Raw genomic sequence first — 23,864 nt, forward strand, 5'->3', positions numbered from 1 at the left:
TGCCCGCGCGACAGGCGGGTTCACGCCGCTTCGTCGAGTCGTCAGCCGACACGGCCGGAGGGGGCGATGACCCATCTCGTCGTCACCGGCGCGAACGGTTTTGTCGGCCGTGCCCTGTGCCGCCGTGCGCTGCAGGCCGGGTACACGGTTACCGCGCTGGTACGGCGACCGGGCGGCTGCATCGACGGCGTGCGCGAATGGGTACACGGCGCCGCCGATTTCGATGCGCTGGATGAAGGGTGGCCGGCCGATCTGGCCGCCGACTGCGTGATCCATCTCGCCGCCCGTGTGCACGTGATGCGCGACGAGTCGCCCGATCCCGACGCCGCGTTCGACGCCACCAACGTCGTCGGCACCCTGCGTCTCGCCCGGGCGGCGCGCAATCACGGCGTACGCCGCATCGTGTTCGCGAGCAGCATCAAGGCGGTCGGCGAGGGCGACGACGGTGTGCCGCTGTCGGAAGCCGTCGAACCCGATCCGCAGGATGCATACGGCCGTTCGAAACTGCGTGCGGAGCGACAACTCGCGCAGTTCGGCGCGTCGGCCGGGCTCGACGTCGTCGTCGTTCGTCCTCCGCTCGTTTATGGCCCGGCCGTACGCGCCAACTTCCTGCGGATGATGGATGCGGTCGCACGCGGGATACCGTTGCCGCTCGGCGCCGTTTCGGCGCGCCGCAGCATCGTCTACGTCGACAATCTCGCGGATGCGCTGCTGCGTTGCGCGATCGACCCGCGTGCGGCCGGCGAATGCTTTCATGTTGCCGACGGCGATGCGCCGTCGGTCGCGAACCTGCTGCGTCTCGTCGGCGACGCGCTTGGCAGGCCGGCACGGCTGATCGCGGTGCCGCCGGCGCTGCTGCGTGTGCTCGGGAAGCTGACGGGCCGCAGCGCGGCCATCGACCGCCTGACCGGCAGCCTGCAGCTCGATACCGGCCGGATCGGGCGCGTGCTTGGCTGGCAGCCGCCCTATACGACCCGCCAGGGCCTCGAAGCGACCGCCGCATGGTATCGTTCGCGCGATACACAACAATAGTCGACATGCCTCTCCCGATCTCCACATGGCCTGGTGCGGTCATGGTGGCGCTGGTCGCCGCCATCGCGTCGACGGCCATCCTGCGCATGCTGCTTGCGACCGGCCTCGCATGGCGCCTCGCCACCGATATTCCGAACGATCGTTCGCTTCATACGCTGCCGACGCCGCGGGTCGGCGGATGGGGAATCGTGCCGGTCTGCGTTGTCATGCTGCTGGCGCTTGCGCCGGCGTTGTGGCTGATTGCCGCCGCGGCCGCGGGGCTGGCGGCGATGTCGCAAATCGACGACCGGCGCGGGCTGCCGGCCCGCGTGCGATTCTCGGCTCACCTCGCGGCGGTGGTTGCGCTGATCGCCGTCTATCCGGCCGATGCGCCATGGTGGCTGCTCGTCGGCGTCGGCTTCGTGATGGTCTGGCTGACGAACCTGTACAACTTCATGGACGGCGCCGACGGCCTCGCGGGCGGTATGGCGCTGTTTGGCTTCGGTGCATACGCAGTCGCGGCGCTGAACGGCGCGGGCCCGTCACCGGAGCTCATCGTGGCGGGTGCGGCCGTGGCTGGCGCGGCGCTCGGCTTCCTGTTGCTCAACTTCCATCCGGCCCGCCTGTTTCTCGGCGACGCCGGCTCGATTCCACTGGGATTCCTGGCCGGCGCGCTCGGCTACTGGGGATGGCGTGCCGATGCCTGGCCGATCTGGTTTCCCGCGCTCGTCTTCGCGCCCTTTATTGCCGATGCGTCTGTAACACTTTTGAGACGTCTGTTACGCGGAGAAAAGTTCTGGCAGGCGCACCGGGAGCATTATTATCAAAGGATGGTCCGTTCGGGCGTAGGTCACCGCCGGACTGCTCTTTATTGGTACCTCATCATGCTCGCAGGCATAATCGTTGCCGTGTGGGCAAAGGGCCGCCCTGAACAGCAGCAATGGCTGTTGTTTTTCGCATGGTATGGCGTCCTTGCATGTATCGGGTTGGTGATCGACATGCGTTGGCGCCGGTTTCAGTCGGCCGCCGAAAACAACTCTTGAGGTTTCCTGCCAATGTTGCGATCCAAAGCATCGTGGCTGTCGCTGAGTGCTTTCCTGTTCGACCTGACGGCGGTTGTTGCCTCGTGGTTGTTCGCTTATCTCGTTCGTTTCAACGGTAGCGTTCCGCCTGATTTCCTGGGCGGCGCGGTGACCGCGCTCGTCTGGACGCTGCCGGTCTACGCGCTGATGTTCCACGTGTTCGGCCTGTATCGCGGCCTGTGGGTGTTCGCCAGCCTTCCCGACCTGATGCGAATCTCGAAGGCGGTCGTCGGCGGCGGCGTGATCGTGATGATCGGGGCCGTGATGTTCCAGCCGTCGCCGATCATCCCGCGCTCGGTGCTGCTCGTATCGCCGCTGATGCTGTTCCTGGTGATGGGCGGCGCCCGTGCGCTGTACCGGGCGACGAAGGAGTTCTACCTGTACGGCGGCCTCGTCGGGCAGGGCAAGCCCGTGCTGGTTCTCGGCGCCGGCACGGCGGGTGCGAGCCTCGCGCGCGAATTGTCGCGTTCGGGTGAATGGCGCCTCGTCGGCTTGCTCGATGACGACGTCACCAAGCATGGGCGCGAGATCTACGGCTACAAGGTGCTCGGCTCGTTCAACGACCTGAAGCACTGGACCGACGCGATGAAGGTCGAATACGCGATCATCGCGATTCCGTCGGCGTCCGTCGAAACCCAGCGCCGCGTCGCGACGCTGTGCGTGCGCGCCGGCGTGAAGGCGATGGTGCTGCCGTCCCTGACCGCGCTGATGCCGGGGCAGGGGTTCCTGTCGCAGGTGCGCAATATCGACCTCGAGGATTTGCTCGGCCGAGATGCGGTGACGATCGACACGCCGCACGTCGAGGCGCTGCTGCGCGGCCGTGTCGTGATGGTGACGGGCGCAGGCGGTTCGATCGGCTCCGAGCTGTGCCGACAGATCCTTCGTTTTGCACCCGCGCAGATCGTCGCGTTCGATCTGTCCGAATACGCGATGTATCGGCTCACCGAGGAGTTGCGGGAACGCTTCCCCGACCAGCCCGTCGTGCCGATCATCGGCGACGCGAAGGATTCGCTGCTGCTCGATCAGGTGATGTCGCGCTATGCGCCGCACATCGTGTTCCATGCAGCCGCGTACAAACATGTGCCGTTGATGGAGGAGCACAACGCGTGGCAGGCGCTGCGCAACAACGTGCTCGGCACGTATCGCGTCGCGCGCGCGGCGATCCGGCACGGCGTTCGCCATTTCGTGCTGATTTCGACCGACAAGGCCGTCAACCCGACCAACGTCATGGGCGCGAGCAAGCGTCTCGCCGAGATGGCGTGCCAGGCGTTGCAGCAGACGAGCGGCGGCACCCAGTTCGAGACCGTGCGGTTCGGCAACGTCCTCGGCAGCGCAGGCAGCGTGATTCCGAAGTTCCAGCAGCAGGTCGCGAAGGGGGGGCCGGTGACCGTCACGCATCCCGAGATCACGCGGTTCTTCATGACGATCCCGGAAGCGTCGCAACTCGTGCTGCAAGCGTCGAGCATGGGTCATGGGGGCGAGATATTCATCCTCGACATGGGCGAGCCCGTCAAGATCGTCGATCTCGCGCGCGACCTGATTCGGCTGTACGGCTTTTCGGAGGGACAGATCCGGATCGAGTTCACGGGGCTGCGACCTGGCGAAAAGCTCTATGAGGAACTGCTCGCGGACGACGAGACGACGACGCGCACGCCCCATCCGAAACTGCGGATCGCGCGTGCGCGGGAAGTGCCGGATCACCTGCTCGACGAATTGCTGCCGTGGCTGATGCAGAACCGTGTGCTGAGCGATGACGAAGTCCGGCGCGATCTGCGGCGCTGGGTGCCGGAATACCAGTCGACGGTTGCACCCGTGCTGCAGAGTGTGCCGGACGTGCGGGCCGCATCGAACGAGTGAGCATCGGCTGCGCGCGTGTATCGGTCACGCACGGTAAGAAAAGCGCCCTTGAGGCGCTTTTTTTATTCCGGTCACGGACCAGCCCGTTCTCGTCCACCCGCACCCACCGGCCGCATTCATTTGACTACCGGCCGATTCCTTCCTATGTTTCCCTCAAGGTAACCGTGCGATTGCCGTAAAAGAAGAACGAGGTGAAAAGCCAGATACGAGATCTACGGTCCATACAAATCCAATGAAAGCGCAGCATATTGCAAGGGGAATGAGCGCGGCACTCATGGTGTTCGCGCTCGCCGGGTGCGGCGGCGACGAGAGTCCGACGGCGGCCGCGACCAGTGCCACAGTGCAGACCGGCAAACTGTCGGCACTGCGTGCCACGGGCAACGTGGTAAGCGCGACGCCGATGAGCGCGACGGCGCCGGTCCATGTCGCGCTGGTACTCAAGCTGAATGACGAAACCGCGTTGCATCGCTTCGTGCAGGACGCGCGAACGCCTGGCAGCGCCAGTTTCGGCACCGTGCTGAGTTCCGAGCAGATCGCCGCGCGATACGCGCCTGGCGCCGGCCAGGTCGCCACCGTGAAGGCCTATCTGCAAAGTAAGGGCTTCACGAACATCAACGTCGCCGGCAACAACATGATCGTCGAAGCCGATGCGCCGGCCGGCGTGATATCCGGCGTGTTCCAGACGACGCTGGTGCCGGTCGCGATGGCGGACGGCAGCCGCGCACACATCAACACCGCGCCGGAGACGATGCCCGATGCGATCGGCGGGGTCGTTCAATCGGTGCTGGGGCTGGATACGGCGACCCGCCTCCGTCCGCATTTCGTTCGCGCCACCCTTTCGGCAGCGGCGCCGCAAGCGAATGCGTCGCCGACAACCGCGGCCGTGACGGTGGGGCATAGTCCGACGGACTTTCCCGGCATCTATTCCGTGGGCAGTGCTCCGACGGCCAGCAACATCACCGTGGGCATCATTGCGGAAGGCGACCTGACGCAGCCGGTCATCGACCTGGCCACCTTCGAAAGCAACCACCAGCTGCCTGCCGTGCCCGTTTCGGTGATCAACGCCGGATTGCCAAGCACCGACACCAGCGCGAACCTCGAATGGTCGCTCGATAGCCAGACCATCGTCGGGATGTCCGGCGGCATCAAGCAACTCAACTTCTATGTCGCGCGGTCCTTCACGTGGAGCGATATGGCGCTCGCGATCAATCGGGCCGTGACGGACAACACCGCCCGCGTCGTGAACATGTCGATCGGCGGTTGCGAGAGCTGGGCGCCGACGGCCGCCATCGACACGCTGTTCGAGCTCGCCGTCGCGCAGGGACAGACTTTCGCGGTCAGTTCCGGGGATTCAGGCAGTGTTGCATACGGCTGCACCGGCACGTCGGTGCAGTATCCTGCGACGTCGCCGTATGTCGTGGCCGTGGGCGGCACGACGCTCTATACGAACGGGAACGGCAGCTACGGCGGCGAGACGGCCTGGGACGGCAGTGGCGGCGGCATCAGCGGCATCGAGCCGATTCCATCGTGGCAGTCGAACGTTCCGGCGCTCAAGGGCCGCGCTTTTCGGGGCATGCCGGACATCGCGTTCGACGCCGATCCGAACAGCGGCGCACTGATCGTCGTGGGCGGTCAACTCGAGCTGGTGGGCGGGACGAGCCTGTCCGCGCCGCTGTTTTCCGCGACCTGGGCGCGCATGCTGTCCGGTGCCTGCGCGACCAATCTCGGGTTCGCGGCGCCCACGCTGTACAGTGCGGAAGCCACGACGCCATCGATCTTCCGCGATATCACCAACGGGTCGAACGGCGCCTACAGTGCGGGTTCGGGATGGGACTTCGTGACCGGCTGGGGCACGCCGAGCGTCAGCGTGCTGCATTCGTCGATATGCGTGCCGACGGCGCCGATCTACGGCGGGGTGATCAACGAAGGCACGACGCTCAAGTCGGGGCAAATCGTGTACTCGGCTTCCCAAAGCCATCGACTGGTCATGCAGGGTGACGGCAACCTCGTGCTGTACAACACGACCAGCGGTGCCGCAGTCTGGAACTCGGGGACCAACGGAAACGCCGGCGCCTATGCCGTGTTCCAGACCGACGGCAACTTCGTGGTCTACAGCGCGGGAAGCACGCCGTTGTGGTACTCGTCGACCAGCAGCGCGTCGTATGGCCAGAGTCTTACCGTGCAGGACGACGGCAACATGGTGATCTACCGGTTGTCGGTACCGGTATTTGCCACGGCGACTTCCGCGGCCGGCATGGCGAATTCCTCGAGCGGCCCCGCCGTCTGGAAGGGCGGCGTCACCCTGACCAGTGGCCAGAGTCTGACTTCGGGCAACGGCGCGAACGTGCTCGTCATGCAGGGTGACGGGAATCTGGTGCTGCTTCGCCAGGGCGTTCCGAAGTGGAGTTCGCGTACTTACAATCATTCGGGTGCGTATGCGACGATGCAAACGGACGGCAACCTGGTCGTCTACAGTTCGGCGGGGGCACCGCTCTGGTATTCCGGCACCAGTGGGAATCCGGGGGCAGTCACGGACGTCCAGGACGACGGTAACGTCGTGATCTATTCGCAAGTACCCGGCTGGAGCACGAACACCTCGGGAAGCTAGCGGTCCATTCGTCGAGCCGCCGCGGCGCCGTCATGATCCTGTCGGCAACGGCGGCTCGTCCTTCAACGGGGCACCCGCGTCGTCGCGCGAACCGGCCGCCCGCCGACGGTACGCCGGCCGCCCGCCGCGCTCAATGCCCGCGCCTTTCCTTCCTCACGACCATCCACCGCGGCACCCTGAACCGCACGATGCTGAGGTACAGCCACACATAGGTCAGCGCGAACAGCACGACGAACACGAACAGGTGCACGGTGTGCCGCCAGAACAGCGTCGCGGGAATCACCGCGACGAGGCACAGCAGCCACAGATAAGGCGAAGTCAGCGAATTCCGCCGCGTGAGGTCATGCGCATGCTTGGTGCCGACGGCCCAGCGCATCAGCCGCTTGTACACGAGCATGTGCAGGTGCACGCCATCCGGAATCCCGGGCGACATCCCGCGAATGAACTTCTTCCGGTAGATCGAGAAGCAGGTCTCGAAGATCGGATACATGAACAGCAGCACCGGGTACCACGCGGACACTTCCCGGTTGCGCATCACCAGCATGATCGCGAGCTCGGCGAGCATGAAGCCGATGAAATACGCGCCGCCGTCGCCGAGGAAGATCAGGCCGGCCGGGAAATTCCACAGGAAGAAGCCGAGCACGGCGCCCATCATGATGATCGACGCGGACATCACCACCGGGTCGCCCACATGGAATGCCACATACGCGAGCGACGCGAACATCATGAAGCTGACCATCGACGCGAGGCCGTTGAAGCCGTCGATGATGTTGATCGCGTTCGCCAGCGCCGCGACCGCGAGCACGGTGATGAACGCCGAAATGGCCACGTAGTGGAGCAGGAAGTCGAGCGGCGGCACGCTGATGCGCGTGACCGCGATCCCCAGCAGCCAGAACGCCAGCGCGGCGGCGGCCATCGTGCACAGCAGCCGCGCGCGCGGCGACACGCGCTTGGTCAGGTCCTCGACGAGGCCCGACAGGAACGCCGGCATCCCGCAGGCGGCGATCCCGAGAATGCTGCCGGCGATCGTCGGATAGCGCCGGGACAGGATCAGCGCGGCAACGACGACCCCAGCGAGGATCCCGATGCCCCCGACGCGCGGCACCGGCCGCACGTGGAATTTCTGCACGCCGGCCAGGTCGCTGTCGATCGAGAATTTCTCGTGCAGATGCGCATAGCGCACGATGAACAGCGTGACGAGCAGGGAGACGATGAAGCCGGACGCGAAGCTGAGCATGGGATCGCTCGAAAAATGGACAGCGGATTATACAAAACCGCGGGGGTTCCCCTCCTGCCATTTCCAGTGGTCGGCGCACATCTCGTCGATCCCGAGCGTCGCGCGCCAGCCGATCAGGTCGGCCGCGGCCTGCGGGTTCGCGTAGCACTCGGCGATGTCGCCCGGGCGGCGCGCGACGAGTTCGTACGGCACCGGGCGGCCCGATGCCTTCTCGAACGCGCGCACGACTTCCAGCACGCTGTAGCCCTGGCCCGTGCCGAGGTTCACGACGAAGCTCGCATCGCGCTTCGCGAGCGCGTCGAGCGCGGCGATGTGCCCCTTCGCGAGATCGACGACGTGGATGTAGTCGCGCACGCCAGTGCCGTCCGGCGTCGGGTAGTCGGAGCCGAACACGCGCAGTTTCTCGAGCTTGCCGACCGCGACCTGCGCGACATATGGCATCAGGTTGTTCGGGATGCCGGCCGGATCCTCGCCGATCAGCCCGCTCGCATGCGCGCCGACCGGGTTGAAGTAGCGCAGCGTCGCGATCCGCCACGATGGGTCCGATACCTCGAGATCGCGCAGGATCTGCTCGGCAATCAGCTTCGACTGGCCGTACGGGTTGGTCGCGGACAGCGGGAACGATTCGTCGATCGGCGAGCGCTCCGGCACGCCGTACACGGTCGCCGACGAGCTGAACACGAACTGCCGGACGTTGCGCTCGCGCATGATCTTGAGCACCGAGAGCAGCCCGCCGATGTTGTTCTGGTAGTACTCGAGCGGCTTCGCGACCGATTCGCCGACCGCCTTGAGCGCCGCGAAATGGATCGTGCCGGTGATCGGGTGCGCGTCGAACACCTTCGCGAGCGCGGCTTCGTCGCACACGTCGACCTGGTGGAACGCGGGCGTCCTGCCCGTGATCTGCTCGATGCGCCGGACGGACTCGGCCTTGCTGTTGACGAGGTTGTCGACGATCACGACATCGTAGCCGTTGTCGAGCAGCTCGACGGCCGTGTGCGAGCCGATGTAGCCCGCACCGCCGGTAACGAGGATGGTGCCTTTAGCGGTCATGCTGATGCGCTCCTTCAGAGTGTGATGCCGGTCAATGTATGAATGGTCTGCCGGTAGCGTTCGACGACCTGCTGCTCGTCGAATTCCGCGGCCACCTTGCTGCGGCCGCGCGCGCCCATCGTGTCGCGGCCGGCAGGCCCGAGTTCGATCATGCGGATCAACTGCCCGGCGAGGCTCGCGCTGTCGCGCACGCGGCACAGGAAGCCGGTTTCGCCGTCGGCCACGACGTCGCGGCAGCCCGGCACGTCGGTCGCGACGATCGGGCGGCCCATCGCGGACGCTTCCATCAGCGTGCGCGGCACGCCCTCGCGGTACGACGGCAGCACGACGCAGTCGGCCGCCGCGATGTGCGGGCGCACGTCGTGCGCCTCGCCGAGATACTCGACGACGCCTTCGCCGACCCACGCGTCGACGTCCGCGCGGCCGATCGCGCTCGGGTTGTCGACACCGAGCGGCCCGAGCAGCTGGAAGCGCGCGTCCGGGTAGCGGGCGCGCACGATGCGCGCGGCCTCGATGTACTCGCGCACGCCCTTGTCCCATAGCAGCCGGCCGATCAGGATGAACATGGGGCCCCGGCCGGCGGGCAGCGGCACCGGCGCGAACTGTTCGAGATCGACGCCTTCGCCGTGCAGCAGCCGTGCGCGGTCCGGATGCGCGAGCAGCTGCTCGCCGGTGAAGGTCGCGAGATCGTCGCGGTTCAGGAACCAGACTTCACGCGGGAAGCGGAACGCGAACCGGTACAGGCGTTTCGCGACGCTCGCCGCACGGCTTTTCTGGATGAACACGTAGCCGAGGCCCGTGGTGACCGCGATCGACGGCACGCGCGCGAGCCACGCGGCGATCGATCCGTAGATGTTCGGCTTGATCGTGTAGTGGAACACGAGATCGGGCTCGAGCGCGCGGTAATGGCGCGTCAGCGCCGCGAGCGTGCCGAGATCCTCGCGCGGGCTCGTGCCTTTCGACGCGACGGCGAGCGCGACGTAGCGGCAGCCCATCTGCTCGAGCAGCGGCACCGTGCGGTCGTGCGGCGCGATCACGACGACCTCGGCGCCGCGCGCGACGAGCGCACGGATCAGCCCGTGGCGGTACGTGTAGATCGCCCAGGCCGTGTTGCAGACGAGCGCGATGCGCAGCGAGGAGGTAGCGGACATGAAAAAAAGAAAAAATAAAGCGTCGAAAATGCCGGATGCGGGGCTACGCGGACGGCCGCGCCGCGAACAGCGTCTGCTTGATCCGCTGCAGCGTACGGTACGGCGTCACGAAATGCAGCAGGTTCTTGGCGAGGCCGGCCCAGTCGTACGGGTTCAGCGCGTTGAAGTAACGCAGCAGCAGCGACAGGGTCGACGTCAGCTGGCGGCGGCGCTTGGTCGCGCTGATCCCGCCCTCGTTGAGCTCGTAGTAGAGGCCGAGCTCGGGCAGGTTCGCGCAATCGTAGCGCTGCATTAACCGTAAAAAAAGATCGAGATCCTCGGCCGCACGGTACTTCGCGCGGTAGTTGCCGACTTCGCGCACGGCGTCGACGCGCAGCATGACCGACGGATGCACGAGCGGCGAGCGCAGGAAGCGCGTGCGGCGCAGCGCGCGCGGATCGGCGGGCGGGGTCAGCATGAAGCGCGGCTCGCCGGCGCGCGACACGACCTGGGTCCACATGCCGACGCAGGCCACGCGCGGGTGCGCATCGAGATACGCGCGCTGCTTCGCGAGCCGCTGCGGCGCGGCGAGGTCGCCGGCGTCGATACGGGCCGCATAGCGGAAGCCGCGCGCCGCGAGCGCGTCGATGCCGGCCTCGAGCGCGCGCTCGATGCCGCCGTTCTGCGGCATGCGCAGCACTTCGACCGCGAGGCCGGGCAGGTCGGGCGCGACGATCGGCGGTGTGCTGCCGTCGTCGACGATCAGCACGTGCACCGGCGCGTCCTCGCGAAACGACGCGAGGGTGCGGGCGACGTCGTCGTGGCCGTTGTAGGCCGGCATCAGCACGGCCACGTCGTCGAGCAGGGGCGGGCAATCGGGAGACGTCATGGGCGCAGCTTGAAACGGATGTAATAAAAATTAACGGCGGTGGCGGCGACATAGCCGGCCGCGAGCCCGACGAGCGCGCCGTACAGGCCGAGCCGGGGGATGGCGAACACGTTGACGAGCGCGGCGATCGCGAGCGCGAGCACCCATTTCGCCAGCAACACGAATTTTGCTTGATATTTGAGAACGATAAGATTGCCTATCGCCTCGATGCCGGCCGGCACGGACAGCCAGACGGCCCAGCGGAAGATGTCGACCGACGCCTCGTAGCCGTGGCCGAACACCTTGCCGACGATGAGCGGCGCGGCCGCGTCCAGCACCAGCGCGCCGGCCGTCATCAGGCCGGCGGTCATCGCGATCAGCCGGACGATGTTGCGGCGCAGCCGCGCGACGTCCTGCACGCGGTACACGAACGCGGGCGCGATGGTCTGCGCGAGCATCAGCGCGAGCGTGATCCAGTTCTCGTTGAGCTGCTGGGCCGCCGCGTAGCGGCCGAGGTCGGCGAACGACACGTGACGCTCGAGCATCAGGCGGTCGAGCTTCAGGAACAGGTACATGCAGATCAGGCCGAGCCAGAACACGGTGCCGGCGGTCGCAAAGTGCCTGAACAGCGGTTTGTCGAACGTCCAGCCGAGCGTGCCGCCGTTACGATGGCGGTAGTACAGCACGAGCGCGAAGCCGATCGCGGCGGCCTCCAGCGCCCACAGCCATGCGAAGCGGGCAGGGCCGGCGGCCGCGCGGACCAGCAGCCAGACGAGCAGCGCCTTCGCCAGCGCGGTGACCATGCTGGTCACGAGCTGCGGCTTGCTGTAGGTCAGGCTCTGCAGCCACGCGTTGATCACGCCGACGAACGGCTCGCGGAACACCATCGTGACGGCGAGGCCCGCGAGCATCGCGCCGACGAGCGGGTCGAACGCGCCGGCGCCGATCGCGATCCAGGTCGCGACGAGCGCGGCGGCGGACACGCCGATGCGCAGCGCGAATGCGCTGCCGAGCACCGCGCCGAGTTGCGCGGGCGGGCGCTGGACGATGGTCGGAACCAGGATTTCGGCACCGCACACCCAGGTGAGCGGCGCCAGTACGAGGAGAAGCGTATTCGCATACTGCCATTTGCCGAACACGTCCGGCCCGAAATAACGGGCCAGAAGACCGCTGATCGCGATCGCGACGCCGATCTGCGTGAGCCGTTCGAGCCCCAGCCAGACGAGATTCGCGACGGCTTTCGCGACGTCCGGGTTGCCGAATCGTTTCAGCATGCGGGGCAGCCGCACGCGCGCAAGGCGACCGGCAGGGCGCCCGGAGGCGGCAGGTTGGCGGCGGCGGAACGGCTAGGCATTAAAATGGACAGAATGCGCGTCATCAAAACCCGCGATTATAAGTGGGATCGGGGCCGCTCCAGCCGTCCCGTTCCTTGTTGTGCAAGGCCCGCATGTATGATGCCGGGCATGCGCGAAAGGCGGCCAGATTATTTTCCATGCACGCAACCGAGAGAGAATCGATGATCTCCCAATCCATCTTCAAGGCATATGACATTCGCGGTGTGGTCGGCAAGACGCTCGACGCCGACACGGCGCGCGCGATCGGCCGGGCATTCGGCAGCGAAGTGCGCGCACAGGGCGGCGACGCGGTTGTCGTCGCGCGCGACGGCCGCCTGTCGGGGCCCGAGCTCGTCGGCGCACTCGCCGATGGCCTGCGTGCGGCGGGCGTCGACGTCGTCGACGTCGGCATGGTGCCCACGCCGGTCGGCTATTTCGCGGCGAGCGTGCCGCTTGCGCTGAAGGGCGGCGAGCGCCGCGTCGATTCGTGCATCGTCGTCACGGGCAGCCACAACCCGCCCGACTACAACGGCTTCAAGATGGTGCTGCGCGGCGCCGCGATCTACGGCGAGCAGATCCAGGCGCTGTACCGCCGCATCGTCGACGAGCGCTATGACACGGGCAGCGGCTCGTACGAGGCGTTCGACGTCGCCGATCAATACATCGCGCGGATCGTCGGCGACGTGAAGCTCGCGCGCCCGCTGAAGCTCGTCGTGGATGCCGGCAACGGCGTCGCGGGCCCGCTCGCGACGCGCCTGTTCAAGGCGCTCGGCTGCGAACTCGTCGAGCGTTTCACCGACATCGACGGCACGTTCCCGAACCACCACCCCGATCCCGCGCACCCGGAAAACCTGCAGGACGTGATCCAGGCGCTGAAGGACACCGACGCCGAGCTCGGCTTCGCGTTCGACGGCGACGGCGACCGCCTGGGCGTCGTCACGAAGGACAGCCAGATCATTTTCCCGGACCGCCAGCTGATGCTGTTCGCCGAGGAAGTGCTGTCGCGCAACCCGGGCGCGCAGATCATCTACGACGTGAAGTGCACGCGCCATCTCGCGCAGTGGGTCAAGGCGAAGGGCGGCGAGCCGCTGATGTGGAAGACGGGCCATTCGCTCGTGAAGGCGAAGCTGCGCGAGACGGGCGCACCGCTCGCCGGCGAGATGAGCGGCCACGTGTTCTTCAAGGACCGCTGGTACGGCTTCGACGACGGTCTCTACACGGGCGCGCGCCTGCTCGAGATCCTCGCGAAGACGGCCGATCCGAGCGCGCTGCTGAACGCGCTGCCGGACGCGATGAGCACGCCCGAACTGCAGCTCTGGCTCGACGAAGGCGAGAACTTCCGTCTGATCGAGAAGCTGCAGAAAGAGGCGAAGTTCGACGGCGCCGAGGAAGTCGTGACGATCGACGGCCTGCGCGTCGAGTACCCGGACGGCTTCGGCCTCGCGCGTTCGTCGAACACGACGCCGGTCGTCGTGATGCGGTTCGAATCGGAGACCAAGGAAGGGCTCAAGCGCATCCAGGACGACTTCCGCCGCGTGCTGACGGCCGCGAAGCCGGACGTCAAGCTGCCGTTCTGAGTTCGGGCGGCCTGCGGGCCGCCGCCGGTGCGACGGTCGAGCGATTCGTCGCGTCACCCCCGAAAAGCGGCGCATGCCACCGGCATGCGGCCGCTTTTTGTCTGTCTGACGTCCCGGGCGCGATAAAATCGCGTCTTTATGCCTGTCGCCGGCTGTCCGCCGGCGTTTTTCCAGCGTGCAAAAGATCCTGATCGTGCGCGTATCGTCGCTGGGCGACGTCGTGCACAACATGCCGGTGATCGCCGATATCCGGCGCCGCCACCCCGATGCGCAGATCGACTGGCTCGTCGAGGAGAGCTTCGTCGACCTCGTGCGGCTCGTCGACGGCGTGCGCGACGTGCTGCCGTTCTCGCTGCGCCGCTGGCGCAAGAAGCCGTTCTCGGGCGCCACGTGGCGCGAGATCCGCGCGTTCCGCAAGCGCCTCGCGGCCGAGCAGTACGACCTCGTGATCGACTGCCAGGGGCTCATCAAGACCGCCTGGGTCGCGGGCTGGGCGCGCGGCCCGCTCGCCGGCCTCGGCAACCGCACCGACGGCGCCGGCTACGAATGGCCGGTGCGTTTCTTCTATCGCAAGCGCGTGCCGATCGCGCCACGCACGCACGTGGTCGAGCGTTCGCGCCAGCTGGTCGCGGCCGCGCTGGGCGACCCGGCGCCGACGCCGGCCGATCCGGTCGATTTCGGCCTCGACACGCGCGCGGCGGCGCTCGCGGTCGCGGCGCTCGGCCTGAACCTGCCGGTGCCGTACGTGGTGTTCGTGCATGCGACGTCGCGTGCCGACAAGCAGTGGCCGGACGCCGCGTGGATCGAGCTCGGCCAGGCGCTCGTGCGGCGCGGCGCGTCGCTCGTGCTGCCGTGGGGCAACGACGCGGAGCGCGCGACCAGCGAGCGGCTCGCGAAGGAGTTCGGCGCGGCGGCGATCGTGCCGCCGAAGCTGTCGCTGCCGGCCGTCGTCGGCCTGATCGACGGCGCGGCCGCGACGGTCGGGGTTGATACAGGTCTGGTTCATATCGCGGCCGCGCTGAAGCGTCCGACGGTCGAACTGTACAATTTTGCGACGGCCTGGCGGACCGGCGGCTACTGGTCGCCGAACGTCGTCAATCTCGGCACGGTGGGGCAGCCGCCGTCGATCGCACAGGTGAAGGCGGCGCTCGCGGGCTTCGGTCTGCTGTGATGCCCGTCATGCCTGCCCTGCCTGTTCCGCCCGTTACGCACGCGAACCGATCATGAGCGAATCCCAGATCATCGAAGTCCCGTCCGCCGACTGGAGCGGACACAACCTGTCGACGCCGCGCGAGCAGTTGCTGGCCGCGGTCGAGGAAGGCAAGGTGCTGTATTTCCCGCACCTGCGCTTCGCGATCGAAGGCGGCGAGGAAGCGCTGCTCGATCCGGCGCTCGCCGATCCGAACCGCAAGAACATCAGCCTCGCGCCGAACGGCGGCGCGCTCGCCGGCGTGCTCGGCGACAGCGTCACCCAGTCGGCCGTGCGCGCGCTCGTCGCGCGCTTCCAGCAGCAGGCCGGCACGCTCGTCGACGGCCTCTTTCCCGAATATCGCGGCAAGCTGCGCGTCGCGCCGACGAGCCTGCGGCTGATGCGGGTCGAGACGCGTCAGACGTCCTGGCGCAAGGACGACAGCCGGCTGCACGTCGACGCGTTCCCGTCGCGGCCGAACTACGGCGAGCGGATCCTGCGCGTGTTCACGAACGTGAACCCCGCCGGCCAGCCGCGCGTGTGGCGCGTCGGCGAGCCGTTCGAGGACGTCGCGAAGCACTTCCTGCCGAAGATCCGGCCGCAGTTCCCGGGCTCGGCGTGGCTGCTGAACCTGCTGCACGTGACGAAGTCGCCGCGCAGCGCGTACGACCACCTGATGCTGAACCTGCACGACGGGATGAAGGCCGATCTCGACTACCAGAAGACCTGTCCGCAGCAGACGATGCCGTTTCCGCCGGGCAGCGTGTGGATATGTTTCTCCGATCAGACTTCGCACGCTGTGATGTCCGGCCAGTTCATGCTCGAGCAGACCTTCTTCCTGCCGGTCGACGCGATGGTGCGCCGCGAATGCGCGCCGCTCGGGATTCTCGAGCGCCTGACCGGCAGGGCGCTGGTTTGAGCGCGCACCGTCTCCTCCGCGGTAACGGAGCACGCTCATGCTGAGGGCGATCTATCGCGCATTGTGGTGGCTCGTCGCGCCGATCGCCGTGATCCGGCTCTACGTGCGCTCGCGCAAGGAGCGCGGCTATCGCGAGCACATCGGCGAGCGCTTCGGCCACGTCGCGGGCCGTTCGCCCGACGATCGCGCGCCGCTGATCTGGGTGCATGCGGTGTCGGTCGGCGAGACGCGTGCCGCGCAGCCGCTGATCGATGCGCTGATGCGTGCGCGTCCCGACGCGCGCATCCTGCTCACGCACATGACGCCGAGCGGCCGCGCGACCGGCGAGCAGATCTTCGGCGATCGCGTGCTGCGCTGCTACCTGCCGTACGACATGCCGGGCGCGGTGCGGCGCTTCCTGCACGCATGGCGGCCGACGCTCGGCCTCGTGATGGAAACCGAGGTGTGGCCGACGCTGATCGACGAGTGCCGTCGCGCGGACGTGCCGCTCGTGCTGACGAATGCGCGAATGTCCGCGCGCTCGCATCGCCGTGCGGCGAAGTTCGGCGCGGCGACGCGCGATGTGTTCGGCGGTTTCTCGCGCGTGCTCGCGCAGAGCCCGGCCGACGCGGAGCGGCTGACGTCGCTCGGTGCGCGCAACGTGGCGGTGTTGGGCAATCTGAAATTCGACATGACGACGCCGCCGGAGCTGGCGGCGCGCGGCCATGCATGGCGCGACGCGATCGGCACGCGGCCGGTGTGGGTTGCGGCCAGCACGCGCGAGAACGAAGAAGCGCTGGTGCTGCAGGCGTTCGCCGCGATGCACACGCCCGGCGCGCTGCTGATCCTCGTGCCGCGCCATCCGCAGCGTTTCGCCGAAGTCGAGGCGCTGGTCGCGCGCAACGGATTCAAGTGCGTGCGGCGTTCGGCGTGGGGTGCGGACGCGGCGGCGCTCGCGGCCGGCAGGCCCGCCGCGGCGGAACCGCTGCCGGCGGACGTGACGGTGTTGCTTGGCGATTCAATGGGTGAGCTCGGCGCGTACTACGCGGCCGCCGACGTCGCGTTCATCGGCGGCAGCCTGCTGCCGCTCGGCGGGCAGAACCTGATCGAGGCGTGCGCGGTCGGCGTGCCGGTGCTGATCGGGCCGCACGTGTTCAACTTCACGCAGGCGACTGCCGATGCGGTCGCGGCCGGCGCGGCGATGCAGGTTGCGGATCCGCTCGACCTCGCACACGTGCTCGACGCGCTGTTTGCCGACAACGCGCGGCGCATCGCGATGGGTGCGGCGGGTGCCGCGTTCGCGTCGCGCCATCGCGGCGCGACCGCGCGCTCGGTCGACGTGCTCGCGGCGCTGCTGCCGCCGGTCGAACGCGGCGCGAATTCGATGCAGGACGACGGGCAGGACGCTCAGGGCAAGTAGGTGTAGAGACATGCATTCGAGCGCGCCGCGCTCGAATGATCTTCAATCAAGTTGCAGGGGTAAGGTCGTGTCCAGTGAACCTTGAGTCGGGAAAGTGCGTGCTTGGCCTTCTGTCCACTTATAGAGGCATGGGTGGGCATAACGACATACGATGCGATAGAGCGAGCAGACCGATAAACAGCGCGATTTTTGAAAACCTGCGGGTACGGCTATTCTTAGGCGTTATTTCTCAATATGGTTTTTGAGATGGTGTCGCCACAGCCGCGTAATCGCTACGTAGGCGAGCACTGCCGTGATCACCTCGATAGTTACCCACACCATGAAATACAAATCATCGGGATCGCGAACGCCGAGCCATTCCGAAGCACGCCACCTGCACGCGCCTCGGCTGGCGTCCACTCATAGTGGTATGGACGGACATAACGAAGCGATAGAGCGAGCAGGCCGATAAACAGCACGATCTTGAAGAGCCTACGGGTAAAAGTGATCATTCTCGGGCGCTATTTCTCAACATGGATTTTTTTGCCGCGATAGTGCCTCCACAGCCTCATGATCACCATATACGCAAACGTTGCCACGAGCAGATTGGCCAGCAGGACGAGCGGAATGTATAGATCATCGGGGTCGCGAATACCAAGCCGATTTGCAACGCGTAGCCAAGCGAGCACTTGGCTTTCTGGCATTGGTATAGGATATGTGTGGACGTACGGTACGGAGAGGCAGAACAGGCCGACGAACAGCGTGACCTTGAACAGCCGGTGGGTAAGAGAGGTCATTCTCAGTTACTATTTCTCGACATGCCTTTTCACGCGATAGTGTTGCCACATCCACATGATCGCTATGTAGACGAGCACTACCACGATCAGTTCGATAATTACCCACCCCCCGATATACAAATCCTCGGGATCGCGGACGCCGAGCCAATCCGAAGCGCGCCACCATGTACGGGCTTCGGCTGGCGTCCATTTATGGTATGGTCGGACATAACGAAATGAGAGAAGAAAAAATCCGACAAACAGCACGACCTTGAATAGCCTACGGACAAGATAGGTCATTCTCGGGCGCTATTTCTCAACATGGCTTTTTCCACGATAGTGCTTCCATAGCTTTGTGATCATCATATACGCAAGCGTTGCCACAAGCAGATCAAGAGCCAGCATCACCGGGATATAGACATCATCCGCCTCGTGCAGACCAAGGCTTTGCGCGATGCTCAACCATCTAAGTGCCTCACTTTCCGGCATCGCCCCATTCCGACCAATGCAGCGCACGGATAGAAGAAACAAGCCGATAAACAGCGCCATCTTGAAAAGTCTACGGGCAAGTGTTGCCATGCGCGATGACCTCAATTGTTCCGTATGCATTAAGTCATGAATTGCCGGCCGCGATTTTCTTGGTGGTTAAAAGTGCTGTTCGGATTCTCAGGAAATCCGTACGGCTCGGCAGAGTAATGCAACGTCGCGATTTTGAAAGGTCCACGGATTCGGTCATTCTCAGTCACTATTTCTCGACATGCTCTTTCCCGCGATAGTGTCGCCACATCCACATGATCGCTATGTAGGCGAGCACTGCCACGATCAGTTCGATAGTCACCCACACCACGAAATACACATCATCGGGATCGCTAACGCCGAGCCATTCTGAAGCGCGCCACCATGCGCGCGCTTCGGCTGGTGTCCACTCATTAGATAGCGGAATATAACGAGCTGAAATAAGAAATAGCCCGATAAATAGCAAAACCTTCAGTAACCTACGGGCAAGTGTTGCCATGCGTGATGACCTCGATTGTTCCGTATGCATTAAGTCCTGAACTCCCAGCAGGGACTGTAGTGGTGTGCAGTAGGGCTGAACGGATTCTCAGGAAATCGACCCGGCTTGGCAGGGTAATGCAGCCAAGTGATACACCTTCACCACCTGCCGGATGCAACCGGAACTGACCGCGCTGAACGCCATTAACCCACGTTTGATCGTCAATCACCCCATCATTTCTATAGAGTGCGAACCATTCACTGTGGTCGGTCGCATTTCCCTTGAAGGCGTTCCACTGATCTTTTATCCAAGCGTAGGCTTGGGAGCGTGCGCCACCAGTAGGACGCGCAACGATCCAGTATTTTCCGCCAGGAATCGGACCGTTATCGGGCACCGCCGTACAGCCCCCTCGATTCCGATAGATGCCGTTGCCAGAGAACGCATCGAACGTACCCACACCATCAATGGTAAGGGGCGACAAAAAGTCGTTATTCACCAGAAATTTACCGGTATAAGCCATTGACCGCCCCCGCTTATCCGATGTCATTCCATGAATCGGTGAATTTTATATTGCCGTCGAGGTAATGCCACGTGATGCGGTCATACATCATGGAGACGGCTTCCACGTGATTGAGCGCGGACGCCTGCGACAGTCTGGTATTCGCCATGCCCGGATTGATGCCGGAGACTTTTACGCCTTCGAGCAGCATCACGAAATAGACTTCCTCTCTTCCCGCATCGTTGATGCGATACCACTTGATCTCGGCCGATTGCAGCGTCTGCCCCTTCGCCACGGCCTTGTAAAGATAGGGAGTCGCCGCGTCGAATTCCTTTTCGAACGCAATCGGCGAATGTGTCCGCTTGCCGGTGATCTTGCCGTTGGCGCCGTCAACCGGCAGATTTACACCGTGGCCGAAACTGATGATTTCAATGCTTCCTTCACGGTCCTGGACGGTTGACGAGCCTTTGATGTCTGCGCCGCCATCATCCTTCAGCCACATATGTGCGGGAATCGGCATATCGAAAATCCTTACAAATAAAGAAAGCGTAATGTAAGAAATCGATGCTAGCCGAGTTCAATTGGCTGCGCAAAGTCGCTGGAGGCTTTTCGGCAGCGGACTCGCTCTTGTGTGCGCAAATGCTAGGTGGTTCTGCCTGGACACTTATTCAAACCGTCAACAACCCCTTTTTCTCGATGAACGCGACGACCTCCGCGACGCCTTCGAGCGCCTTCAGGTTCGCCATCACATAAGGCCGTTCGCCGCGCATCTTCTTCGTGTCGGACGCCATCACGTCGAGGTTCGCGCCGACGAGCGGCGCGAGATCCGTCTTGTTGATCACCAGCAGGTCGGACTTCGTGATGCCGGGGCCGCCCTTGCGCGGAATCTTCTCGCCGCCGGCGACGTCGATCACGTAGATCGTCAGGTCCGACAGCTCGGGGCTGAACGTCGCCGCGAGATTGTCGCCGCCCGATTCGATGAACACGATGTCGGCGTCCGGGAAGCGCGACAGCATCCGGTCGACGGCCTCGAGATTGATCGACGCATCCTCGCGGATCGCCGTGTGCGGGCAGCCGCCCGTCTCGACGCCCATGATGCGTTCCTCGGGCAGCGCACCCGCGACCGTCAGCAGGCGCTGGTCTTCCTTCGTATAGATGTCGTTCGTGATCGCGACGAGGTCGTAGCGCTCGCGCATCGCCTTGCACAGCATTTCGAGCAGCGTGGTCTTGCCGGAGCCGACCGGGCCGCCGATGCCGACGCGCAGCGGCGGCAGTTTCTTGGTGCGGCGGGCGGAGGAGGGGGCGGGTGCGTTCATGGCGTGGGTCGGGTTCAGGAGCGGAACAACCGCGAATACTGGGTTTCGTGCCGCGCGGACAGGATGCCGAGCTGCGGCGCGAACGTGTTGACGGCGTCGGGCGGCGTCGCGAGCGCGCGGCGCACGGCCGCGTCGATCGCGCCGCGCAGCGCGACGATGATGCGTTGCCCGGCAAGCTGGCCGAGCGGCACCGCTTTCAGCGCGGCCGACGTCTGGTTCTCGACCCAGCCGAATGCGTACGCGGCGAGCACGGCGTCGGCGCTCGCGTCGTGTGCGGCGGCGGCATAGGCGAACGCGGTCGGCAGCGCGATCGGCGACAGCGACGCGAGCGTCGTGCGGCGCGCGGCATCGCCCCATTCGAGCGACGCGCAGAGTTGCGCGAGCGACCAGCCCATCTGCTCGGTCTCGCGGCGCAGTTCCGCCGATTCGCGGCTCGCGACGAACCACGCGTTTTCGGCGGCGAGGGCGTGCGCGTCATGGGCCTGCCAACGTGCGAGCTGGTGCGCGAGGAACGGCAGCTCGCCGTGCGCGAGCACGTCGGTCAGCCCGCTCGCGATCCAGTCGCGCGCGGTGTCGGCGTCGCGGATCAGGCTCGCGTCGAGCGCGGCTTCGAGTCCCTGCGAATAGCTGAACGCGCCGATCGGCAGCGCGGGCGACGCGAGATGCAGCAGCGCGACGAGCTCAGTGATGGTCATGGCCGTGGTGGCCGTGCGTGCAGCCCGGACCATGCTGGTGATCGTGATCGTGATCGTGATCGTGATCGTGCGAGTGGCCGTGGTGTTCGCCGAACACCTGCTGCGCGAGTGCGTAATCCTCGGCGAATGTCGCATCGTGTCCGTGCTTGTGGCCGCCGCCGTATGCACCGGCTTCCGGCTGGAACGGTGCGCTCGCCTCCTCGACCTGCGTGCCGAGCCGGCGCAGCATGTCCGCGAGCACCGGATCGGCTTCGAGTTTCAGGTAGCCGTCGCCGATCTCGACCGGCGTGTGACGGTTGCCGAGGTGATAGGCGGCGCGCATCAGCGTGAGCGGGTCGGCCGCGCGCACGAGCAGCACGGTCTCGGGCGCCGCGGCGATGCGCACGAGCGCGCCGTCGTCGGCGACCAGCACGTCGCCGTCGCGCAGCACGGTGCCGCGCGGCAGCAGGACCGCGACGTCCTCGCCGGTATCGAGCGTGGCCGCGAGGCGGCTCTTGCAGCGGGCGTCGTAGGCGAGCGTGAGCGTCGGCGCGCGCGCGACGAGCGACGCAGCGAGCTTCACGTTCGGGGCAATGCGTTTGTCGAGGGTGCGCATGGAGCGAAAGCCGGAAATCAGAACAGGAAATAGCGCTGCGCCATCGGCAGCACCGACGCCGGCTCGCACGTGAGCAACTGGCCGTCGGCGATCACGTCGTAGGTTTCGGGGTCGACGCTGATCGACGGGCGCCACGCGTTGTGGATCATGTCGGCCTTCGTCACGTTGCGGCAGTTGCGCACCGGCACGATGCGCTTCGCGAGACCGTAGCGTTCGGCGATGCCCGCATCGGCGGCCATCTGCGACACGAAGGTCAGCGACGTGCGCGCGAGCGCGCCGCCGCGCGTGGCGAACATCTCGCGGTAGTGGACCGGCTGCGGCGTCGGGATCGACGCGTTCGGGTCGCCCATCTGCGCCATCGCGATCATCCCGCCCTTCAGGATCATCGACGGCTTGATCCCGAAGAACGCCGGTTCCCACAGCACGAGGTCGGCCCACTTGCCGGGTTCGATCGAGCCGACTTCGTGCGCGATCCCGTGCGTGATCGCCGGGTTGATCGTGTACTTCGCGACGTAGCGTTTCGCGCGGAAGTTGTCGTTGCGGGCGCCGTCTTCCGGCAGCGCGCCGCGCTGCACCTTCATCTTGTGCGCGGTCTGCCAGGTGCGGATGATCACTTCGCCGACGCGGCCCATCGCCTGCGAGTCGGACGACAGCATCGACAGCGCGCCGAGGTCGTGCAGGATATCCTCGGCCGCGATCGTCTCGCGGCGGATCCGCGATTCCGCGAACGCGAGATCCTCGGCGATCGACGGATCGAGGTGGTGGCACACCATCAGCATGTCGAGATGCTCGTCGAGCGTGTTGATCGTGTACGGGCGCGTCGGGTTGGTCGACGACGGCAGCACGTTCGCCTCGCCGCACACCTTCAGGATGTCGGGCGCATGGCCGCCGCCCGCGCCTTCGGTGTGGTACGTATGGATCGTGCGGCCCTTGAACGCGGCGACCGTCGATTCGACGAAGCCGCCTTCGTTCAGCGTATCGGTGTGGATCGCGACCTGGGTGTCGGTGTCGTCGGCGACCGACAGGCAGTTGTCGATCGCGGCGGGCGTCGTGCCCCAGTCTTCATGCAGCTTCAGGCCGATCGCGCCGGCCGCGATCTGCTCGACGAGCGGCTGCGGCAGGCTCGCGTTGCCCTTGCCGAGGAAGCCGAGGTTGATCGGCCAGCCGTCGGCCGCCTGCAGCATCCGCTCCATGTGCCACGGGCCCGGCGTGCAGGTGGTCGCATTGGTGCCGGTGGCCGGGCCGGTGCCGCCGCCGAGCATCGTCGTGACGCCCGACGCGAGCGCCTCGTCGATCTGCTGCGGGCTGATGAAGTGGATGTGCGTGTCGATGCCGCCGGCCGTCACGATCAACCCTTCGCCGGCGATCACTTCGGTCGCGGCGCCGATCGCGATCGTCACGCCGGGCTGGATGTCCGGGTTGCCGGCCTTGCCGATCGCGGCGATGCGGCCGTGCTTGATCGCGATGTCGGCCTTCACGATGCCCCAGTGGTCGAGGATCACCGCGTTCGTGATGACCGTGTCGGGCACGTCGGCGGCCACGCGCTGCGACTGGCCCATCCCGTCGCGGATCACCTTCCCGCCGCCGAATTTCACTTCCTCGCCGTAGGTCGTGTAGTCGCGTTCGATCTCGATCAGCAGTTCGGTATCGGCGAGCCTCACGCGGTCGCCCGTCGTCGGCCCGAACATTTCCGCGTACGCGCGGCGGCTCAAGCGTAGTGTCATGTTGCTGTTCCTGAAGAGCGGGGCG

The 23,864-nt window shown here is 65.7% G+C and carries 22 protein-coding genes and 1 pseudogene; 8 read left to right on the top strand and 15 right to left on the bottom strand.

All coding sequences use genetic code 11. The features are described 5' to 3' along the window. The first annotated feature begins 66 nt into the window (after positions 1-66). The 4 genes from DIE22_RS12600 to DIE22_RS12615 all read left to right on the top strand — a co-directional run bounded on the left by DIE22_RS12600 (position 67) and on the right by DIE22_RS12615 (position 6,558). A complete protein-coding gene (locus DIE22_RS12600; RefSeq protein ID WP_124605220.1) occupies positions 67-1,032 on the top strand; it encodes an SDR family oxidoreductase in 966 nt (321 codons plus the stop codon). Between the two features lie 5 nt (positions 1,033-1,037). Then, entirely contained in the window at positions 1,038-2,054 is a 1,017-nt protein-coding gene (locus tag DIE22_RS12605; protein WP_124605221.1) for an MraY family glycosyltransferase, read from the top strand. 12 nt (positions 2,055-2,066) lie between these two features. Beyond that, positions 2,067-3,950, top strand: coding sequence for a polysaccharide biosynthesis protein (locus DIE22_RS12610; protein WP_124605222.1), 1,884 nt, complete (start codon positions 2,067-2,069; stop codon positions 3,948-3,950). 274 nt (positions 3,951-4,224) lie between these two features. Beyond that, a complete protein-coding gene (locus DIE22_RS12615) occupies positions 4,225-6,558 on the top strand; it encodes a protease pro-enzyme activation domain-containing protein (RefSeq protein ID WP_260426658.1) in 2,334 nt (777 codons plus the stop codon). 130 nt (positions 6,559-6,688) lie between these two features. On the opposite strand, the gene DIE22_RS12620 is transcribed toward DIE22_RS12615, so the two are convergent. From DIE22_RS12620 to DIE22_RS12640, 5 genes are read right to left on the bottom strand one after another with little or no spacing between them, the layout of a single operon-like run. Next, positions 6,689-7,795 carry a glycosyltransferase gene (locus DIE22_RS12620; RefSeq protein WP_124496890.1) on the bottom strand — a complete coding sequence of 369 codons (1,107 nt, stop codon included), beginning with the start codon at positions 7,793-7,795 and terminating at the stop codon, positions 6,689-6,691. Between the two features lie 27 nt (positions 7,796-7,822). Then, complete coding sequence (gene galE / locus DIE22_RS12625) at positions 7,823-8,845, bottom strand: UDP-glucose 4-epimerase GalE (protein ID WP_124496889.1); 1,023 nt, start codon at positions 8,843-8,845, stop codon at positions 7,823-7,825. A 14-nt stretch (positions 8,846-8,859) separates the two neighbouring features. Continuing rightward, positions 8,860-9,996: a glycosyltransferase family 4 protein gene (locus tag DIE22_RS12630; RefSeq protein WP_124496888.1), complete on the bottom strand. Its 1,137-nt coding sequence runs from the start codon at positions 9,994-9,996 to the stop codon at positions 8,860-8,862. 43 nt (positions 9,997-10,039) lie between these two features. Further along, positions 10,040-10,864: a glycosyltransferase gene (locus DIE22_RS12635; protein WP_124496887.1), complete on the bottom strand. Its 825-nt coding sequence runs from the start codon at positions 10,862-10,864 to the stop codon at positions 10,040-10,042. After that, positions 10,861-12,117, bottom strand: coding sequence for an oligosaccharide flippase family protein (locus tag DIE22_RS12640; protein WP_124496886.1), 1,257 nt, complete (start codon positions 12,115-12,117; stop codon positions 10,861-10,863). Before DIE22_RS12640 ends, DIE22_RS12635 begins: the two co-directional genes overlap by 4 nt. Positions 12,118-12,359: 242 nt before the next feature. Here DIE22_RS12640 and DIE22_RS12645 point away from each other — a divergent pair, with 242 nt between their 5' ends. The 4 genes from DIE22_RS12645 to waaA all read left to right on the top strand — a co-directional run bounded on the left by DIE22_RS12645 (position 12,360) and on the right by waaA (position 17,261). Beyond that, positions 12,360-13,754, top strand: coding sequence for a phosphomannomutase/phosphoglucomutase (locus tag DIE22_RS12645; RefSeq protein ID WP_124496885.1), 1,395 nt, complete (start codon positions 12,360-12,362; stop codon positions 13,752-13,754). A 175-nt stretch (positions 13,755-13,929) separates the two neighbouring features. Continuing rightward, the gene (gene waaC / locus DIE22_RS12650) at positions 13,930-14,925 is read left to right on the top strand and encodes a lipopolysaccharide heptosyltransferase I (RefSeq protein ID WP_124496884.1); all 996 of its coding nucleotides are present in this window, start codon (positions 13,930-13,932) and stop codon (positions 14,923-14,925) included. Between the two features lie 52 nt (positions 14,926-14,977). After that, positions 14,978-15,862, top strand: coding sequence for a Kdo hydroxylase family protein (locus tag DIE22_RS12655; protein WP_124496883.1), 885 nt, complete (start codon positions 14,978-14,980; stop codon positions 15,860-15,862). A gap of 37 nt (positions 15,863-15,899) precedes the next feature. Next, complete coding sequence (gene waaA / locus DIE22_RS12660) at positions 15,900-17,261, top strand: lipid IV(A) 3-deoxy-D-manno-octulosonic acid transferase (RefSeq protein ID WP_124496882.1); 1,362 nt, start codon at positions 15,900-15,902, stop codon at positions 17,259-17,261. 222 nt (positions 17,262-17,483) lie between these two features. Here the strand turns inward: waaA and DIE22_RS38730 are convergent. From DIE22_RS38730 to ureC, 10 genes and pseudogenes are all read right to left on the bottom strand, one after another. Next, positions 17,484-17,752: pseudogene (locus tag DIE22_RS38730) on the bottom strand (hypothetical protein). Between the two features lie 9 nt (positions 17,753-17,761). After that, on the bottom strand, positions 17,762-18,037 hold the full coding sequence (locus DIE22_RS12670; RefSeq protein WP_124605224.1) for a hypothetical protein: 276 nt from the start codon (positions 18,035-18,037) through the stop codon (positions 17,762-17,764). A 288-nt stretch (positions 18,038-18,325) separates the two neighbouring features. Next, entirely contained in the window at positions 18,326-18,595 is a 270-nt protein-coding gene (locus DIE22_RS12680; protein WP_124496881.1) for a hypothetical protein, read from the bottom strand. A gap of 166 nt (positions 18,596-18,761) precedes the next feature. Then, complete coding sequence (locus DIE22_RS12690; protein ID WP_124605226.1) at positions 18,762-19,031, bottom strand: hypothetical protein; 270 nt, start codon at positions 19,029-19,031, stop codon at positions 18,762-18,764. Continuing rightward, on the bottom strand, positions 19,012-19,530 hold the full coding sequence (locus DIE22_RS12695; protein ID WP_124496879.1) for a DUF2778 domain-containing protein: 519 nt from the start codon (positions 19,528-19,530) through the stop codon (positions 19,012-19,014). Before DIE22_RS12695 ends, DIE22_RS12690 begins: the two co-directional genes overlap by 20 nt. Positions 19,531-19,543: 13 nt before the next feature. Then, positions 19,544-20,029: a type VI secretion system tube protein TssD gene (locus DIE22_RS12700; protein ID WP_124496878.1), complete on the bottom strand. Its 486-nt coding sequence runs from the start codon at positions 20,027-20,029 to the stop codon at positions 19,544-19,546. Between the two features lie 148 nt (positions 20,030-20,177). Beyond that, positions 20,178-20,825 (bottom strand): urease accessory protein UreG, encoded by a 648-nt coding sequence (ureG, locus tag DIE22_RS12705; protein ID WP_124496877.1) that lies wholly within the window; start codon positions 20,823-20,825, stop codon positions 20,178-20,180. Positions 20,826-20,839: 14 nt separating this feature from the next. Further along, a complete protein-coding gene (locus DIE22_RS12710) occupies positions 20,840-21,520 on the bottom strand; it encodes an urease accessory protein UreF (RefSeq protein WP_124496876.1) in 681 nt (226 codons plus the stop codon). Continuing rightward, entirely contained in the window at positions 21,507-22,115 is a 609-nt protein-coding gene (gene ureE / locus DIE22_RS12715; RefSeq protein WP_124605227.1) for an urease accessory protein UreE, read from the bottom strand. The genes DIE22_RS12710 and ureE overlap by 14 nt, the downstream gene beginning before the upstream one ends. Positions 22,116-22,132: 17 nt before the next feature. Then, positions 22,133-23,839, bottom strand: coding sequence for an urease subunit alpha (ureC, locus tag DIE22_RS12720; RefSeq protein ID WP_124496874.1), 1,707 nt, complete (start codon positions 23,837-23,839; stop codon positions 22,133-22,135). Positions 23,840-23,864: the final 25 nt, after the last annotated feature.

This window comes from Burkholderia sp. Bp9142, from assembly GCF_003853415.1.
Classification (GTDB): domain Bacteria; phylum Pseudomonadota; class Gammaproteobacteria; order Burkholderiales; family Burkholderiaceae; genus Burkholderia.

Excerpts from the sequence above, each read along its gene's own strand:
- DIE22_RS12600 (WP_124605220.1), top strand. The coding sequence starts at position 67 with ATGACCCATCTCGTCGTCACCGGCGCGAACGGTTTTGTCGGCCGTGCC.
- DIE22_RS12605 (WP_124605221.1), top strand. The coding sequence starts at position 1,038 with ATGCCTCTCCCGATCTCCACATGGCCTGGTGCGGTCATGGTGGCGCTG.
- DIE22_RS12610 (WP_124605222.1), top strand. The coding sequence starts at position 2,067 with ATGTTGCGATCCAAAGCATCGTGGCTGTCGCTGAGTGCTTTCCTGTTC.
- DIE22_RS12615 (WP_260426658.1), top strand. The coding sequence starts at position 4,225 with ATGGTGTTCGCGCTCGCCGGGTGCGGCGGCGACGAGAGTCCGACGGCG.
- DIE22_RS12620 (WP_124496890.1), bottom strand. The coding sequence starts at position 7,795 with ATGCTCAGCTTCGCGTCCGGCTTCATCGTCTCCCTGCTCGTCACGCTG.
- galE (WP_124496889.1), bottom strand. The coding sequence starts at position 8,845 with ATGACCGCTAAAGGCACCATCCTCGTTACCGGCGGTGCGGGCTACATC.
- DIE22_RS12630 (WP_124496888.1), bottom strand. The coding sequence starts at position 9,996 with ATGTCCGCTACCTCCTCGCTGCGCATCGCGCTCGTCTGCAACACGGCC.
- DIE22_RS12635 (WP_124496887.1), bottom strand. The coding sequence starts at position 10,864 with ATGACGTCTCCCGATTGCCCGCCCCTGCTCGACGACGTGGCCGTGCTG.
- DIE22_RS12640 (WP_124496886.1), bottom strand. The coding sequence starts at position 12,117 with ATGCTGAAACGATTCGGCAACCCGGACGTCGCGAAAGCCGTCGCGAAT.
- DIE22_RS12645 (WP_124496885.1), top strand. The coding sequence starts at position 12,360 with ATGATCTCCCAATCCATCTTCAAGGCATATGACATTCGCGGTGTGGTC.
- DIE22_RS12655 (WP_124496883.1), top strand. The coding sequence starts at position 14,978 with ATGAGCGAATCCCAGATCATCGAAGTCCCGTCCGCCGACTGGAGCGGA.
- waaA (WP_124496882.1), top strand. The coding sequence starts at position 15,900 with ATGCTGAGGGCGATCTATCGCGCATTGTGGTGGCTCGTCGCGCCGATC.
- DIE22_RS12670 (WP_124605224.1), bottom strand. The coding sequence starts at position 18,037 with ATGACCTCTCTTACCCACCGGCTGTTCAAGGTCACGCTGTTCGTCGGC.
- DIE22_RS12680 (WP_124496881.1), bottom strand. The coding sequence starts at position 18,595 with ATGGCAACACTTGCCCGTAGACTTTTCAAGATGGCGCTGTTTATCGGC.
- DIE22_RS12690 (WP_124605226.1), bottom strand. The coding sequence starts at position 19,031 with ATGGCAACACTTGCCCGTAGGTTACTGAAGGTTTTGCTATTTATCGGG.
- DIE22_RS12695 (WP_124496879.1), bottom strand. The coding sequence starts at position 19,530 with ATGGCTTATACCGGTAAATTTCTGGTGAATAACGACTTTTTGTCGCCC.
- DIE22_RS12700 (WP_124496878.1), bottom strand. The coding sequence starts at position 20,029 with ATGCCGATTCCCGCACATATGTGGCTGAAGGATGATGGCGGCGCAGAC.
- ureG (WP_124496877.1), bottom strand. The coding sequence starts at position 20,825 with ATGAACGCACCCGCCCCCTCCTCCGCCCGCCGCACCAAGAAACTGCCG.
- DIE22_RS12710 (WP_124496876.1), bottom strand. The coding sequence starts at position 21,520 with ATGACCATCACTGAGCTCGTCGCGCTGCTGCATCTCGCGTCGCCCGCG.
- ureE (WP_124605227.1), bottom strand. The coding sequence starts at position 22,115 with ATGCGCACCCTCGACAAACGCATTGCCCCGAACGTGAAGCTCGCTGCG.
- ureC (WP_124496874.1), bottom strand. The coding sequence starts at position 23,839 with ATGACACTACGCTTGAGCCGCCGCGCGTACGCGGAAATGTTCGGGCCG.